The sequence below is a fragment of the Colwellia sp. BRX8-4 genome (genome assembly GCF_014077345.1).
GTDB lineage: Bacteria > Pseudomonadota > Gammaproteobacteria > Enterobacterales > Alteromonadaceae > Colwellia_A.
The window spans coordinates 81249-97794 of sequence record NZ_JACGVS010000001.1; the positions used below are offsets into that span (position 1 = coordinate 81249).

Genomic DNA, 16546 nt, shown 5'->3' on the forward strand with positions numbered 1-16546 from the left:
TACGTTAACGTATTCATTATATGAATCACGACAAAATTAATATTACGCGGCCACAATATTTGAGTAAATCTACGACTCAATATCGTGGCCGTTTTGCTCCATCCCCTTCGGGCTTCCTTCATTTTGGCTCTTTAATCGCCGCACTCGCCAGCTATTTACATGCAAAAAATCAGCAAGGTTTATGGTTAGTTCGTATTGAAGATATAGACCCACCCCGTGAAATGCTCGGCGCCAGTGCTGCAATTTTAACAACACTGGATGCTTATGGACTCCACTGGGACGAACCTGTTTTATATCAAAGTCAGCAAAGCGATTTATATCGTGACGTTTTAAAACAATTAGCAGAGCAAAAACTCACTTACCACTGCCAATGTACACGCGCTGAAATCAAGGCCCAGGGCGGGGTTTATCAAGGTCAGTGCAGAAATAAAAATCATCCGCAAACAAATAGTGCTACGCGGTTATGTAATCTCCACGGTATTTATCACTATCATGATTTAATACAAGGTGATTATTTTTGTCCGCAACAGCTTGCCAAAGAAGACTTTATTTTAGCCAGAAAAGATGGGCTATTTGCTTATCAACTTGCTGTTGTGGTCGATGATATTTATCAAAATATTAGCCATGTTATTCGAGGCTGTGATTTACTTGACCCGACAGTAAGGCAGTTAAGTTTTTATCAACAATTAGGTTATCAAGCGCCACAGTTTGGCCATATTCCATTAGCCGTTGATGCTACTGGTTTTAAACTCAGTAAACAAAACAAAGCCCCTGCCATTGATAATAACAATCCAACCCCCTCCTTAATCGCAGCCCTTAATTTTCTAGGGCAACATCCACCCAAAGACCTTTATGCTTATTCTGCCACGCAAATAATAGAGTGGGCGATAGAAAACTGGTCTACAGATGCGATCCCTAAGCAGCAAGAAATAGCATTTTGTCAGTAATATTCAAGTAAAACGGGTGTTTGTTGAATTTTCAAACGTTTTATATTCTCTTTTATTGCCCCGTGATATATTATTGTAGCCAATAAAAAAGTGAAACCTAGCATTACAAGATGTTTCAACTTCCCACATTATCCAATCAAGGCCAGTATTATCAAAAGTGTTATCAACTTGTGTAAAAGAGTATTAGGTAAAGCCTCAAAAAAAATGGCTAAAAGCTCAACTAAAATTCAGCCGACTTCAGGCTCTACTGTTTTAACACGCGACCAGCATAATGTTTCTCGTAAGAAAATGAGCAACAACGCTTTAAAAGTGCTTTACCGCTTAAATAGTGGTGGCTATGACGCCTATTTAGTCGGTGGTGGTGTACGTGATTTATTATTGGGTTTAGAGCCAAAAGACTTTGATATAGCGACCAATGCGACTCCTGAACAAATTAAAGATTTATTTCGCAATTGTCGATTAATAGGTCGCCGTTTCCGGTTAGCTCATATTGTTTTTGGCCGTGAAATTATTGAAGTAGCAACATTCCGTGGCCACCATGAAAATGCGCCAGAGAAAGAGCAAAGTTGCCAAAAGACTTCAAAACAAAGTGAAGACGGCATGTTACTGCGTGATAATATTTATGGCTCTATCGAAGAAGATGCAGAACGTCGTGACTTCACCATTAACGCACTTTACTACAGTGCAAAAGATTTTAAAGTACATGATTTTGCTAACGGTATTGGCGACATTAACGCTAAATTAATCCGTTTGATTGGTGATCCTGAAACACGATATCGTGAAGATCCGGTTCGTATGCTACGTGCAATTAGATTTGCCACTAAGCTAGATATGACCATTAGCCCAGAAACAGAAGCGCCAATTGCTGAATTAGCTCCTTTAATGGCAAACATACCTCCGGCAAGAATGTTCGAAGAATTTTTAAAGTTATTTATTGCCGGCAAAGCGCAACTTACTTTTCAGCAGTTAAGAAAGTATGATTTATTTCGCTATTTTTTCCCGGCAACTGACCAAATGCTAAGTAAAGGCAATCATCCGCATATTGAACGTTTTATCGTTCAAGCACTGGAAAATACCGATAGCCGCATTAATAATGAACAACGCGTCACCCCAGCATTCTTATTTGCCGCTATGCTTTGGTATCCACTGCAAAGTCATGTTGAACGTTTACGTAGTGCACAACCACAGCTGTCACCCCAAGATGTATTTTTTGCTGCTTTAAGCGAAATAATGTCTGAACAACAGCGCAGTATAGGTATCCCGAAACGTTTTCAGGCAGTAATGAAAGACATATGGATCCTGCAAGATAAGCTAAGTCGTAGAGATGGTAAACGTGCTTATAAGGCGTTAGAACATCAGAAATTCCGTGCGGGATATGATTTTCTTTTACTGAGAGCCCAAATAGAAGCAACACCAGAAAACCCAGCATTAGAAGAGTTAGCAAAGTGGTGGACTGACTTTCAAGTGAATGACCACAACACGCAAGAATTGATGATAAAAAGTATTGCCCAATCACGAACTAGCAGCCGAAGAAGTCCTAGAAAACGTCGGGTTGTTCGCGAAGACAAATCGAGCAGTACTGATTAATGGCGTTAGTCTATGTAGGATTAGGCAGTAACTTGTCTGATCCTCAAAAACAGATAGAACTTGCAGTTGCGTCCTTAACACAAATAAAAAACACCACACTCGACGGTGTTTCTTCGCTGTATTTTAGCCGCCCAATGGGACCACAAGACCAACCTGATTATATGAATGCTGTTGCCTTGTTAAGAACTGACCTAAATCCTTTAGATTTACTCAACGAATTACAAGCCATCGAAAATAATGCCGGTCGTGTTCGAAAAGATAATCGCTGGGGAGCACGTATTCTCGATTTAGATATGCTTTTATTCGATAATGAAACCATTAACCACGAACGCTTAACCGTGCCTCATTATGGCTTAGAGCTTCGTGAGTTTGTCTTGCTACCACTTGCAGAGTTATCACCTAAGCTAACACTCCCCAATGGCAAGCCTGTTTTAGCATTAAGCCAAGCAATTGCGACAAACGGGTTAAAAATTCATAGCAAGTTGCGCTAATTTAACAATTATGCGAAAGTACGCCCACTCAAATACGCTCTCTGAGTATTTACTCAAACCTTAAAAATTTTGGACTAAATATGGCTAAGATAACCACATCAACTTTGCTAAAAATGAAACAGCAAGGTGAAAAAATTTCTACCATCACCGCATATGATGCAAGTTTTGCAAAACTATTCGATCAAGCGGGTATTCACGCTATTTTAATTGGCGACTCATTGGGTATGGTTTTACAAGGCCAAGATGACACATTACCTGTTGATATAGACCATATGGCTTATCATACACAATCGGTAAAGCGTGGTGTTACTGACACCCTCATCATTAGTGATATGCCTTTTATGACATATGCCACTAAAGAGCAAGCTTTCACTAACGCGGCAAAACTTATGCAAGCCGGTGCAAGCATGGTAAAGATGGAAGGTGGTGAATGGCTAGTTGATACAATTAAAGGCCTAGTAGAGCGCGGTATCCCAGTCTGTGCTCACTTGGGCTTAACACCACAATCTGTTAATGTATTTGGTGGGTTTAAAGTACAAGGCCGTGAAAAATCACAAGCAGATAAAATGATCGCCGACGCTAAGTTACTTGAAGCGGCTGGCGCGCAATTGTTAGTTTTAGAATGTATACCTTGTGATTTAGGTAAAGCGATTTCTACTGCTGTTTCAATCCCAACTATTGGTATTGGTGCAGGTAAAGATACCGATGGTCAAATCTTGGTGATGCACGATGCTTTGGGTATTTCCTGTAGCTATATGCCGAAGTTTTCACGTAATTTTTTGATCGATACTGGTGACATTAAAAAAGCCATTGAGTTATACATTAGCGAAGTCTCCGATGGAAATTTCCCTGGTGACGAACATATTTTTGTTAAATAGATTGTAAAATACCCTATATGAAAATAGTAAATGAGATTATCGAATTACGCCAACAAGTCACTGAATGGCGTAAACAAGGTTTAAAAATAGCGTTTGTCCCTACCATGGGCAATTTACACGCTGGGCATATAGCTTTAGTAACAGAGGCTCATCGTCACGCCGACAAAGTGGTTGCCAGTATATTTGTTAATCCTATGCAATTTGGCGCCAATGAAGATATTGACAATTACCCGCGCACGCTCGACAACGATCAACAGCAATTAGTCTCTGCTAATACTGATTTACTCTTTATTCCATCAGCTCAAATGATTTATCCTAAAGGGCTAGATAAGCAGACTTATGTTGATGTACCCAATGTATCTGTTGGTTACTGTGGAGAAAGCCGCCCAGGACACTTTCGTGGTGTTGCGACGGTTGTGTGTAAACTGTTTAATTTAGTACAACCAGACATCGCGTGTTTTGGTTTAAAAGACTATCAGCAAGTCCAAGTGATAAAAACTATGGTTGAAGACCTTTCAATGGCTATTGATATAATTGCTGTCGATACGGTTCGCGAAAAAAGTGGCTTAGCAATGAGTTCGAGAAACGGTTATTTAACGCCGGAACAACTTGCAATCGCACCAGCACTTGCAAAAAGCATTCAATGGCTAGCACAGCAAATAAAGTCTGATCACGACTTTAGTGGTCTGATCAAACAAGCCACACATTTGATTAATAATGCCGGTATGAAGACTGACTATATTGATATTTGTCATGCAAGAACACTGCAACCCGCCAATAAAGATGATAAAGAATTAGTGATCCTCGCCGCTGCCCATTGTGGTAAAGCAAGGTTAATCGATAATTTACAAGTTTTCCTGTAATAATTATTTACTGCTCGTATTAATCAATAAAGATCAAAAAAGCCGAATGTTATTTTCATAACGTTCGGCTTTTTAGTATTTACTGTGCTAAAACGCGACAAAAATTTATTCGTATGAGCGTTCTAACCATTGAATTTGCGATTGCAATTCTAAAATTTCTTTTTGCGCTTCAATTAAGGCTTGTTGAACCGATGAAATGTCAGCGTGATTGTGTTCAGATACTTCTACTGGAGTTTTTCTCATGTCGTATTCCATAATTATTACCACCACAAAATGTAATCGTGTATGAATTATTACACAACAACTTTCATAAAGAAAATAACATTTATAGATCTAAATGAAACTTTATAGAACAAAAATTCATTAAAAATATATATAACTTTATTTAACAGTGAGTTAGATAATTTTTTTTAGGAAGATAAATAATAAAACGAAAGAAATAACTTACACAACGAAAGTATAAGTAAAACATTTCAAGCAGAATTACAAAATATAAGCTAAGTTAAAGACAACAAATCAGGTAGAAAGGTTTCACTTTCTTGAGCCAATTCAAGTTGCTCGACTAGCACATCATTAAGAATTTCATTGGAGGTTAATGGATTCGCCAATACAACACGAAAAACCACAGTTTTACGACCTTGATAACGCTGCACTTCAATACGCGTGCGTGAAACAAATGATTTACCATTTTCACGTTGACGTTTTTGAATAAATTTAGTCAGGTCATCGAGTAAATAATTAATCTTATCTTGTTGTTCTGCTGAACTATTTGCTAATAAGTTTTGCACCGTTTTTGGATTGTAGCGATAGGTTAATAAACATAACTCTGGTTCAGTTATTAACTCAAAGTCAGCATGCTGATTAATGCGTTCTGCAAAATACCGTGCTCTGTCAATTCCTTGGTTAATCAACATTTCATAACCAGGTCGACTGATAATATGTAAGCTTGCATAAACCAACATCGCCATACCGGGTCTTGAACCCTCCAAGGTATGTGAGCCTAAATCTTTTGAACCTTTACGTAAAATATATTCTGCATGGTGTTCAATAGAAGCCACAGAAGCCGGATTTTTAAACACCACCAGGCCTGCCCCCATAGGCACATACATTTGCTTGTGAGCATCGATAGTTACTGAATCAGCGCGTTCGATACCCTTAAGCAGTGGACGATATTTATTTGATAATAACGTCGCACCACCCCATGCAGCATCGACATGAAAGTGTGTTTGAAACTCTTCAGCAATATCAGCCATTTTATCTAATGGATCAATGTTACCTGTTTCTGTCGTACCAGCAACGCCAACAATACTTAATACGCGGATGTTTCTTTGTTTCAACTCAAGGCATTTTTCACGCAATTTCTGGCAATCAATGCGGTTATGGCCATCGGTAGGAATTGATATCACGCTGTCCTGACCAATCCCTAGGATATCAGCAGACTTCTTTAATGAATAATGGCCACGGTCAGACACTAAAATCACTAAGCCATCATATTTATAATGTTTTAATGCGTTAAATAAGCCTTCTCGTGCAATACCTTTGAAATCACCATTAGCTTTCAACAAATTATTACGCGCGACCCAAAAGGCCGTTAAATTGGCGACAGTGCCACCAGAACAGAAGGCACCTAATGAATGGTTAGCACTGTGCATCCATTGCTCATAAAAATGGTCATTATCTTTATAAACCAAACGATGCATCATACCTAACACTTGACGTTCAAGTGGGGTAAATGCTTTTGATGTTTCAATTTTGACTAAATTCTGATTTAAACCCACCATCAATTTAGAAAGCGGTAAAATAAAGTAAGGTAAAGCTGAAGTCATATGACCAATAAAACTTGGGCTTGATGTATGCACTGATTGTGCAACAACTTTATCTAAAATATGACGAGTATGATCAGAGACAAAACTAGGTTCTTCGGGAATAGCCGAGCTAGCGAAATCTTTTTCAATTTCGCTTAAGGCACGTTCTTTAGCAGCAATATGATTACCTAAAAAACCAGCAAGATTTTCTGATATTTCTTTTTCGATCAGCCCCAACGTCGAATCAGGTGCTTCCGGAATTGTAAAAATACTGTGTAAAGACTCTTGAGTCGCTTTTGCTGTGCGCTTATTCGTCGTCATACCTTGCCGCTGTAACCATGTTGGTAAGTAAACATAAAACGGCACTTTAATAAAAAATGACTGAAATGTCTTGTACTTTATTTTTATCTACCAGAGAAAAGTCCAGCAATAAAGTCACTACATAATGGTTGCTGCGTAAACTAGCGCTAATTCTACAAGTGCTAAAGTACTCAACGCCATCATTAATACATTCTTTTTAATTAAATTATTCATCTTCAATATCCTTTTTGATTGAGTATTATTACTCATTAATCAAAAAGTAATCAAGATCTAAGCCATATACGTTAAAGAGTTGATTTTTAATGAAAATCAAATTTAATTTCAAATCATTATTTACTGCTCATTAAATAAATTAGCGAGTTTCACTAACTTATTGTCAATTTTGCTAAGCAGCATAGTTAATAAAATTAAATAAAAGGTAGATATTCACGATTGAGCAATAACTGCCAGCAAGGTTGACCACTCGCTTTATATTTTGCTTCAAATGGCGTTAAAGGCTCTTCATTAGTAATCGCACTAATATCACCTAAAATACCCGCTACATCGGCAGCAAATTGAAACTCTTCTAAGTATAATCGCCAGTTACTGCGCAGAATAATTTGTTCACCAATATTAATAATTTGTGGGAATACCGCACTACCATGCCAACGCCTTTGAATATGTTTAGATTTAGGCCAAGGATTGGGATACAAAATATAATGTTTATTTACTGGCCAATTCGCTTGGTCAACTAAACGATAAAAATCATTCAAATTTGCTCTAACTAAATGGAAATTCTCAATTTTAGAGCCATCGTCATGGAGAAGTTCATCAACATTACGATTAATGCGATGCGCTGACTTATCTACACCAATCACTAAAGCCTGCGGATTTTGTTTGGCTAGAATACGTGTACTTTGCCCAACACCACAGCACGAGTCTAAAATAATATCCCCTTGATGGGCTTTCACTAAAGCATCCATTTCGGCAAACGCTTGCTCGGTATGTGCTTGAAAAGGCTTTTGTGAGCGGTGCTGTAAATGTTTTTCAACAATTTCTTCAAGTTTTTCATGAATGCCAGGTTGATTAGTGATGATAACTCTTGAATCACCCGTCACGCTGACATCCTCTTTATCGATATTGATAGTCATTAGCTACGTAGCCCTATTCCTTTGGTGATAAGTGTCATGGCAATCGCATATAAGGTAATAATAAATGCCCCTAATACAGAGAATGCTAATGTTAGACTCACATCACTGATGCCTAAAAATCCGTACCTAAAAGCATTGACCATATAAACGATAGGATTTAATTGTGAAACACCTTGCCAAAAGTCAGGGAGTAAACTGATCGAATAAAAGACACCACCAAGATACGTTAATGGCGTTAAAATAAACGTTGGTATAATGGATATATCATCGAAACTACCAGCGAAAATAGCGTTAATCAAACCGCCTAAGGCAAACGTGGCTGACGTTAAACTAACCGTGGCAATAATCACCCAAATATTATGAATTTGAATATCAACAAACAATAAAGAGACTAAAGTCACTATCGTACCCACCAACATACCACGTGCCATACCGCCACCGACATAACCGGCAACAATCACCCAATTTGGTACCGGTGCAACCAGCATTTCTTCAACATTGCGTTGCCATTTAGCACTAAAAAATGACGAGGCGACATTGGAGTATGAATTGGTAATGACACTCATCATGATTAAGCCAGGCACAATGAACGACATATAATCAAACCCGCCCATTTGTCCAATGCGCGAACCAATAAGTTCACCAAAAATAACAAAGTATAAGCTAATGGTAATAGCCGGAGGGACCAATGTTTGTACCCATATACGCATAAAACGATTTATTTCTTTATATAAGATGCTTTTCAGAGCAATAAAATTACTTTTTGATGACATACTATTTATTCTCCTGTTTAACTTTTTGCCCACTACCCACGAGACTGACGAATAACTCTTCTAGGCGATTACTTTTATTGCGCATACTACGAACATTAATATTTTGTCCGTTAAGCTGGCTAAAAATATCATTAATAAGTTGCGACTTTTTCACATCAACTTCTAATGTGTGGTCGTCAATCAACCGACAAGTGAAGGCATCAAGCTCTGGCGCATTAGTTACGGAGTCGATATCAAAGACGATTGTTTCTTGGTCTAATTTTGACAGCAAAGATTTCATATCAGTATCTTCAACGATCACACCTGAGTCAATAATGGCAATATTTCGACAAAGCATTTCAGCTTCTTCCAAATAATGGGTCGTTAAAATGATCGTAATACCCTGCTTGTTTAATTCACGTAAGAAAATCCACATTGAGCGACGAAGTTCAATATCAACACCAGCAGTAGGTTCATCAAGAATAAGTACCTGCGGTTCATGCATTAGCGCTCTTGCAATCATCAGACGACGTTTCATTCCTCCTGAAAGCATACGACCTGCATCGTTACGCTTGTCCCATAAATCGAGTTTTTTCAGGTACTTTTCAGCGCGTTTAAATGCTAAAGAACGTTCAACACCATAGTAACCGGCTTGATTAACTAAAATAGTTAACAAGGTTTCGAATTGATTAAAGTTAAACTCTTGTGGGACTAGACCTAAATAGCTCTTGGCTTGTTCAAGTTCTTTATCGATATCATGGCCAAAAACCTTAACACTACCTGCGGTTTTATTAACCAAAGAGGTGATGATACCTATGGTTGTCGACTTACCTGCGCCATTAGGACCAAGTAAAGCAAAAAAATCACCTTGTTTAACCGTAAGATCGATACCTTTAAGTGCAGTAAAACCACCTTTATAAACTTTTTTTAAGCCAGAAATTTCTAGTGCGTTATCCATGGTTCAACCTTTTGTTTTTTGATGTGCAATAGGTGAGGTCAAATTTACTTTTTTCAACCGCTAAGCGATCATTTAAATACGGTAAAAGTGACAAAATAGTCGACCAACAGCATTGCCAATTAATTGTATACAATTTAAAGTGATTGTACGCAAATTAAGGAAATATTATGCCTAAAATAAAAATAACTCGTTGGCTATGCTCAACCGCATTGACCACTGCTATTGCAGTATCATTAGCTGCTTGTCAAAACATCACCACAGAAAATACCACAAATACTAACATTAACCTTAAAAAATCAACGCCGTTAACCGTTGAACGTATTTACAAAGAGGGTGAATTTAGCTCAGATTATATTTCTCGCCTACGTTGGTTAGCCGACGGTAGTGGTTACACCATCGTTGAAAAATCAGCAAAAACAAAAACAGATGAAAAAGGCAAAGAAGTCAGCATAGGTCGTGACATCGTTGTTTATAACCCTGAAACCTTACAGCGTTCGGTATTGATTTCGGCACAACAACTGACACCTAAAGGCACTGAAAAGCCATTAGATATAGATAATTACACTTGGTCAGACGACCGTCAAAAATTGCTTATTTATACTAATAGTAAAAAAGTATGGCGTTCAAACAGTCGAGGTGATTATTGGTTATTAGATATAAAAACCAATAAATTAATGCAACTTGGTGGCAAAAATCCCTTAGCAAGCTCATTAATGTTTGCAAAATTTTCACCTAATGCAAGTAAAGTCGCTTACGTGGTTGCAGACAATATTTATGTAGAAAACTTAGCAAATAATAAGGTGTCTCAATTAACATTTGACGCTGGCGATGGAAAAATCAATGGTTTGTTTGACTGGGTTTACGAAGAAGAGTTTACCATTAAGGATGGTTTTCGATGGAGCCCTGACGGTGAAAAAATTGCCTACTGGCAGTTAGACACCAGTGGTAGTAAAGACTTCATTATGATTAATAATACTGACGAACTTTACCCGACCATCACAAAATTCCCTTACCCTAAAGTGGGTGAAACAAATGCATTACCAAAAGTTGGCGTAGTAAATTTAGCGACAACAAAAACTATCTGGGCCAATCTACCCAACAACTCACGCAACATGTATATTCCACGCATGAATTGGTCAGGTAACAGTCAACAAATATTGGTACAGCATGTCAACCGCAAACAAGACACTAATATTCTTTATTTAGCTAACGCTAATACCGGTGATGTCACAACTGTGATGACAGAGCAAGAAGAGACCTTTCTTGATTTCTTTGACGATGCTCGCTGGTTAAACCAAGGCAACAGCTTTTTATGGACTAGTGAACGCAGTGGTTGGCGCCATGTTTTCAACATAACACGTGACGGAAAAACCGCTTTAAACTTAACGGAAGGTGACTTTGATGTAATAAGCATTCAAACCATCGACGAAGAAAATGGTTGGTTGTACTACATAGCTTCACCTGAAAATGTTGCACAGCGTTACTTATATCGCAGCAAGCTTGATGGAAGTTTAAGTAATCAACGGGTCACTCCTGAAGAATTTGCTGGTACTAACAGTTACCAAATGTCGGCAGACGGGCAATGGGCGATTCATTCACACTCGACATTTAGCCAACCAACACAGAAACGTTTAGTGAAAATTGAAGGTCATCAAACCAAACACATGATGATGGACAACAAGGTATTAATCGATAAATTAGCTGAGTTGCCAAAAACAGATCATGAGTTTTTTCAAGTAAAAGCACAAGATGGTGTCGTTTTAGACGGTTATATTATTCGCCCTGCAGATTTTGATCCTAAGAAAAAATATCCTATCATTTTTTATGTTTATGGAGAGTCTTGGGGACAAACGGTTACTGATAGCTGGCGTGGCAGTGCAGCTATGTGGGATCAAATGTTAACTGAACAGGGTTACATAATAGCCTCTATTGATAATCGCGGTACACGCACACCAAAAGGCAGAGAGTGGCGCAAATCAATTTACGGCGCAGTCGGTGTACTTTCTTCACGTGACCAATCTGATGCATTAACAGCAATGGCAAATCGTTGGGACTATATTGATACTGACCATGTTGCTATTTGGGGGCATTCTGGCGGTGGTTCGATGACCTTAAATATGATGTTCCGTTACCCTGAGCAATATCATGTAGGTATTTCTTTAGCACCTGTGCCTGATCAACGTTTATACGATTCTATTTACCAAGAACGCTATTCGGGTTTATTAGCTGACTTTGCCGAAGGTTACAAGCAAGGTTCACCTATTACCCATGCTAAAAACTTGCAAGGTAAGTTACTGCTTATTCATGGCACAGGCGACGATAATGTTCATTACCAAGGCTCTGAACGCCTAATTAATGAATTAGTTAAGCACAACCGTCAGTTTGACTTCATGTCTTACCCGAATCGAAGCCATGGCTTGTACGAAGGCAGTGGCACAACGTTACACATTAAAACCATGATGACTAATTACTTCAATACACACTTGAAGCTGTAGCGGTTAAAATAAAAAAATTATCTGATAAAAAAACAAGGCCTCTTAATGAATGTTAAGAGGCCTTAATATAGGTAAGTCTTGCTAAAAAATATAAGCATTAGCGGTGTTATACAACAAATAATATGATAATAAATAGTAAAACCACAGCAAATAAAGTTACAAAAACCTACCTTTTTTAAGTAATGATTCAAGATCTTTATAAGATAAAGGCTTACTAAATAAATAGCCTTGTAGCTCATCACAATGATGTTTTTGCAAGAATTTTTGCTGTTCTATTAATTCTATACCTTCTGCAATAGTCGACATATTTAAACTCTGAGCCATAGATATAATCGCTAAAACAATTTTATTTGCATCATCACTGTCATTAATATCTTTAATGAATGAGCGATCGATTTTAATGCGATCAATAGGAAAACTTTTTAAGTAACTTAAAGACGAATAACCGGTACCAAAATCATCAATCGACAAGTTAATATTCAATTTTTTTAATTGAGACAATATATTTTCGGTATTCCCCATATTGTCGATGAGACAGCTCTCCGTTAATTCTAATTCTAAATACTGCGCATTAAAGCCAGTATCATTAAGAATTTTTTCAATGTTTTTTATTAATAACTCCTCATTAAATTGAATCGCAGAGACATTAACGCCCAACTTTATTGGTATACCATAGGTTAATTGACATATTTTAATTTGCTGACAGGCCGTTCTTAATATCCACTCTCCTATTTCATTAATCAGCCCCGTTGATTCGGCAATGGGTATAAATTCAGTTGGCGGTATATAACCTTTTACGGGGTGAAGCCAACGCGCAAGCGCCTCTACACCAACTACCTCACTTGTTTGAGCATTAACTTGTGGTTGATAATAAACTTCAATTTCGTTTTTCTCTAACGCGTGTGCTAAGTCATTTTCGAAGTGATGTCGCTCTAAAGTTTCTTGATTAATGTGTTTATGATAAAAGCAAACGCCTCTGCCAGATCTTTCTTTAGCCCTTTGCATTGCTGAAGTTGCACAATTAATCAGGGTTTCTGCGGATAAGCCATCGTGTGGGTAAGTACTAACACCAATACTGATCGGCAAAGTAAACGATTCATTTTGAATAGATAATATTTTAGATAAATTAACATTAATGTTATTACACATAAGCTTAATATCGTCTTCTTTATGACGACCTAACCCAGTAACAATAAATTCTGTTCCTGTGTGTCGAGCTATCACCTGCTGCTCATCAATAAAGTACTGTATTCGTTTGGTGATTAGTTTTAATAAGTTATTGCCTTCACTAAAGCCAACCAGATCATTTACTGCGTTAAATTTACCTATATTGATAATAATGACCGGGAAAGGCTTCTTTTCAAGCTGTGCTGATAAAATCAGCTCATTTATAATTAAATTTACTTTTTCAGCGTTAGGTAGTTGTGTTGCATTATCCGTATATATTTTTTGATTGAGTTGTAGCAAATTATTTTTATAGAATTTCACTTTAAAAAACAATAAATACAAAATAATTAACAAAAGTAAGCCAATGGGCAACAGCGGATCTAGCCATAGGTTATAGACGAGCAAGCTCCCTGTTGCGATAACAAAGGTAGCAATAATTAGTCCGGCTAGACTTATTAAGACAAAAGCAGAGTTCAATAAAGATAAACAGAGAATCGCGAGTAAAACAATTATCGCTGCAAAAGCATACTGGCCAAGGTTTGGTATTAAAGTAATCGTTGCATCTGAGAGTAGAGCATTAACAATATGTCCATTGATTTCAACACCAGAAAGTCGCTGGTGGGACATAGATGTCGGTGTAGTAAAGCGCTCTCCAAGTCCTGATGCGGTAACTCCAATCAATATAACTTTATGGTTAAATATAGTGTTGTCAACATCACCACTGAGCACATCGCTATAAGATAAAGTGGGGATATCTATGGTATTAAAAGCGATATTTATTGGTTTTTGTCTTGTCCAAAAGTTTCCTTTTGAAACTTTATCGGGAGCAATAAATTTATTAGGCTGCATAATTTGAGCAAGAGATAATGCAAAACTAGGCCATTTAGCCTGCTGCCAACCGGCATATAAATAGACTTTGCGCATAACACCATCAGTGTCTAATTCAAAATCATTGTGACCTAATACTACCTTGTTTGTTAAAAAAATCGTCGATGGCAAAAGCTCATGAGCGCTAGCATTTTCTTCAAAATTAGGGGATAAAGGCAAAACAATATTAGCCGTATTGGCGATAGCATTAGCAAATGTAACATCTGATGTTGGCTCGGCTAGGTCCGGATCGACAAATAAGATATCAAAACCAATAGCGACAGGTTTTGCAGACGCTAATTTATCGACTAGTTGAGCGTGAACTTTACGTGGCCAAGGCCAACGGCCTATTGTTTGAATACTTTTATCATCGATAGCAATAATAACAGCATGATTTTCTTTAACTTGCTTTTGCTTAAGCACAACATCATAAAACAAGGTGTTTAACACATTTTCTGGCGTATAAAAAAATATGAAAAGGAAGCTAATGAGCAGCATTGCCATTAAATTTTTGTCTTTAAATAGTAGCCTAAACATAATGCTAATCATGACCCATTACAAAAGAATAAAAAGCGCTAAAAAAGCAAACGATATGAGCGCGTTATCATCATTATTACTGATAGTCTTCACGTCGCTCCACTCTCCATGAACATTTAATTTTTTATTGATAACACGCGAACGTATATAGATATCTCTGTCGTTAGGTATAGGTATTGAAAGCGTTTTTACTACCGATTCAAAAACCTGGGTATTAGTCATAAAATCAGACTCATCAGCAGCCTGTATCTGTACTGACTCATCGACCTTAAGTGCTGACCAATCAACGACTAACTGATCAGTTTTATGCTGATAATTCCATTGCACAGGAGATAATAATGCCTGCCATAAAAAATCATTGCCCTTCGAAAAAGGTCCTCGACCTTTATGATCAACGCCAGCCACCCGCCAATAGTATTTCCCAAAAGGAAGTGTATTAGGAATAATAAATGAGCTTTCAGACAAATTTGTTAAAATAATAACATTGTCAAAATTACTATCCGAGGCGATTTGTAAAAGCGAGCCTGATAATTCTTTCGCATAAGCCCAAGTAAGTTCACGAGTACCAGCATCAAAAAAGCTATCTACTTCACTAATGGCTGGAGGTAATGGCTTATTATTAACAGAAAATGAAGTACTTCGAGCGAACCCTTCTATATTTGAAAGACTAAGCGCACTAACTCTAATAAAGTAATCGCCATCTACGATTTTTGCGAGCGTAGCAACTGTTTGAGGTTGATGTTGCTGCCAAACAATATCTGTAAAAGTATTATTAGATGAAATTTGCACTTTGTATGCTATTGCATCCTTAACATTTTCCCAGTCAAAATTTACCTCCTCACCTTCAAAGCGGTTTTTTGTGCTGATAAAACGTGGGGCATTCAATAGCATTATCGGTTTACTAGGAACCTGTCCTTTCGCTACTTTACTGGCAAACCCTTTCGCTATATATTCACTTTGCATTTGTGCGTTAACTTCGACCTCGCCCTCTAATACCTCAATAAGTGAATTATGATCTTGCGAGGAATGTGCAACTCTATAAACCGTGCCTCGCACTGAGCTTATGGCTGAGGCTGTAGATATATCTAAACGAGACCCTGGTCCCTTTGATTTTTTTGCCTGTGTTTCAACTTTACCTTGGTGAAGTTTTAGTTGCGTATCCGCCATTCCTGTTTTGCCATAACTTATTAAAGACTCAAAAGACAATTTACTTTTTTCAAGAAGAGTAAGCACAGAGCCATCAACAAGCGTGAGGCTGACACTAGAATTAGCATCAACAGTTAATATATCACCAAAGCTCAATATTGAGCCGAGTTTAGTGACTTGCGTTTCACCTTGTTTAAAAAAGGTACTTTTGCCCGAAATAGCCGTTATTGTCGCATAGGTTGGATAGATTTTTATCCACGACATAGGTACTTCTATTAAGGTATTGGGCTGTAATTTTTTAGGATATGTGATCCCATTAAGTTTTTGAAGTTTTTGATAAAAAGCTGTTTCTTCAAGGTATTCTTGGCTGATACTCCATAAGCTATCGCCTTCTACAACGGTATAAACCCATTTTTTTTCAGCCGCTTGTATAGTAAGAGGCAAAAAAACAACGAGTATAATATAGTAGAAAAACATCCGTTTAAAATTCACCATTAGTCCTTTATTAATCGTTTAGAATTTATTAAGAGCATTATTTATACCACAAAATTGTCTTTAATAAATATGCTTATGGCTTACTAAGTGACGATTTAATGACTAAT

Annotated in this window: 13 protein-coding genes; 6 read left to right on the plus strand and 7 right to left on the minus strand. The window is 37.5% G+C overall.

Annotation, left to right across the window (positions count from 1 at the left end):
* The first annotated feature begins 20 nt into the window (after positions 1-20).
* From gluQRS to panC, 5 genes are all read left to right on the plus strand, one after another.
* On the plus strand, positions 21-947 hold the full coding sequence (gluQRS, locus tag H4J56_RS00355; RefSeq protein ID WP_182215593.1) for a tRNA glutamyl-Q(34) synthetase GluQRS: 927 nt from the start codon (positions 21-23) through the stop codon (positions 945-947).
* 204 nt (positions 948-1151) lie between these two features.
* Positions 1152-2534, plus strand: a complete 1383-nt coding sequence (gene pcnB / locus H4J56_RS00360; RefSeq protein ID WP_182215628.1) for a polynucleotide adenylyltransferase PcnB — start codon at positions 1152-1154, stop codon at positions 2532-2534.
* A complete protein-coding gene (gene folK / locus H4J56_RS00365; protein WP_182221293.1) occupies positions 2534-3025 on the plus strand; it encodes a 2-amino-4-hydroxy-6-hydroxymethyldihydropteridine diphosphokinase in 492 nt (163 codons plus the stop codon). Before pcnB ends, folK begins: the two co-directional genes overlap by 1 nt.
* Positions 3026-3105: 80 nt before the next feature.
* Positions 3106-3903 (plus strand): 3-methyl-2-oxobutanoate hydroxymethyltransferase, encoded by a 798-nt coding sequence (gene panB / locus H4J56_RS00370; protein WP_182215597.1) that lies wholly within the window; start codon positions 3106-3108, stop codon positions 3901-3903.
* A 17-nt stretch (positions 3904-3920) separates the two neighbouring features.
* A complete protein-coding gene (panC, locus tag H4J56_RS00375; protein ID WP_182221294.1) occupies positions 3921-4766 on the plus strand; it encodes a pantoate--beta-alanine ligase in 846 nt (281 codons plus the stop codon).
* A gap of 105 nt (positions 4767-4871) precedes the next feature.
* On the opposite strand, the gene H4J56_RS00380 is transcribed toward panC, so the two are convergent.
* The 5 genes from H4J56_RS00380 to H4J56_RS00400 all read right to left on the minus strand — a co-directional run bounded on the left by H4J56_RS00380 (position 4872) and on the right by H4J56_RS00400 (position 9732).
* Complete coding sequence (locus tag H4J56_RS00380; protein ID WP_157470960.1) at positions 4872-5009, minus strand: hypothetical protein; 138 nt, start codon at positions 5007-5009, stop codon at positions 4872-4874.
* A gap of 254 nt (positions 5010-5263) precedes the next feature.
* Positions 5264-6892, minus strand: coding sequence for a pyridoxal-dependent aspartate 1-decarboxylase PanP (panP, locus tag H4J56_RS00385; protein WP_182221295.1), 1629 nt, complete (start codon positions 6890-6892; stop codon positions 5264-5266).
* 407 nt (positions 6893-7299) lie between these two features.
* Positions 7300-8022: a tRNA (guanosine(46)-N(7))-methyltransferase TrmB gene (locus tag H4J56_RS00390; protein WP_182221296.1), complete on the minus strand. Its 723-nt coding sequence runs from the start codon at positions 8020-8022 to the stop codon at positions 7300-7302.
* Positions 8022-8795 (minus strand): ABC transporter permease, encoded by a 774-nt coding sequence (locus H4J56_RS00395; protein WP_070375522.1) that lies wholly within the window; start codon positions 8793-8795, stop codon positions 8022-8024. The genes H4J56_RS00390 and H4J56_RS00395 overlap by 1 nt, the downstream gene beginning before the upstream one ends.
* A 1-nt stretch (position 8796) precedes the next feature.
* Complete coding sequence (locus tag H4J56_RS00400) at positions 8797-9732, minus strand: ABC transporter ATP-binding protein (RefSeq protein WP_182215606.1); 936 nt, start codon at positions 9730-9732, stop codon at positions 8797-8799.
* A gap of 167 nt (positions 9733-9899) precedes the next feature.
* Between H4J56_RS00400 and H4J56_RS00405 the strand changes: the two genes are divergently transcribed.
* Entirely contained in the window at positions 9900-12227 is a 2328-nt protein-coding gene (locus H4J56_RS00405) for a S9 family peptidase (protein WP_182221297.1), read from the plus strand.
* Between the two features lie 156 nt (positions 12228-12383).
* On the opposite strand, the gene H4J56_RS00410 is transcribed toward H4J56_RS00405, so the two are convergent.
* Both H4J56_RS00410 and H4J56_RS00415 read right to left on the minus strand, forming a co-directional pair.
* Positions 12384-14765, minus strand: coding sequence for an EAL domain-containing protein (locus H4J56_RS00410; RefSeq protein ID WP_182258697.1), 2382 nt, complete (start codon positions 14763-14765; stop codon positions 12384-12386).
* A 51-nt stretch (positions 14766-14816) separates the two neighbouring features.
* The gene (locus H4J56_RS00415; RefSeq protein WP_182258698.1) at positions 14817-16436 is read right to left on the minus strand and encodes a FecR domain-containing protein; all 1620 of its coding nucleotides are present in this window, start codon (positions 16434-16436) and stop codon (positions 14817-14819) included.
* Positions 16437-16546: the final 110 nt, after the last annotated feature.

Excerpts from the sequence above, each read along its gene's own strand:
- gluQRS (WP_182215593.1), top strand. The coding sequence starts at position 21 with ATGAATCACGACAAAATTAATATTACGCGGCCACAATATTTGAGTAAA.
- pcnB (WP_182215628.1), top strand. The coding sequence starts at position 1,152 with ATGGCTAAAAGCTCAACTAAAATTCAGCCGACTTCAGGCTCTACTGTT.
- folK (WP_182221293.1), top strand. The coding sequence starts at position 2,534 with ATGGCGTTAGTCTATGTAGGATTAGGCAGTAACTTGTCTGATCCTCAA.
- panB (WP_182215597.1), top strand. The coding sequence starts at position 3,106 with ATGGCTAAGATAACCACATCAACTTTGCTAAAAATGAAACAGCAAGGT.
- panC (WP_182221294.1), top strand. The coding sequence starts at position 3,921 with ATGAAAATAGTAAATGAGATTATCGAATTACGCCAACAAGTCACTGAA.
- H4J56_RS00380 (WP_157470960.1), bottom strand. The coding sequence starts at position 5,009 with ATGAGAAAAACTCCAGTAGAAGTATCTGAACACAATCACGCTGACATT.
- panP (WP_182221295.1), bottom strand. The coding sequence starts at position 6,892 with ATGACGACGAATAAGCGCACAGCAAAAGCGACTCAAGAGTCTTTACAC.
- H4J56_RS00390 (WP_182221296.1), bottom strand. The coding sequence starts at position 8,022 with ATGACTATCAATATCGATAAAGAGGATGTCAGCGTGACGGGTGATTCA.
- H4J56_RS00395 (WP_070375522.1), bottom strand. The coding sequence starts at position 8,795 with ATGTCATCAAAAAGTAATTTTATTGCTCTGAAAAGCATCTTATATAAA.
- H4J56_RS00400 (WP_182215606.1), bottom strand. The coding sequence starts at position 9,732 with ATGGATAACGCACTAGAAATTTCTGGCTTAAAAAAAGTTTATAAAGGT.
- H4J56_RS00405 (WP_182221297.1), top strand. The coding sequence starts at position 9,900 with ATGCCTAAAATAAAAATAACTCGTTGGCTATGCTCAACCGCATTGACC.
- H4J56_RS00410 (WP_182258697.1), bottom strand. The coding sequence starts at position 14,765 with ATGGCAATGCTGCTCATTAGCTTCCTTTTCATATTTTTTTATACGCCA.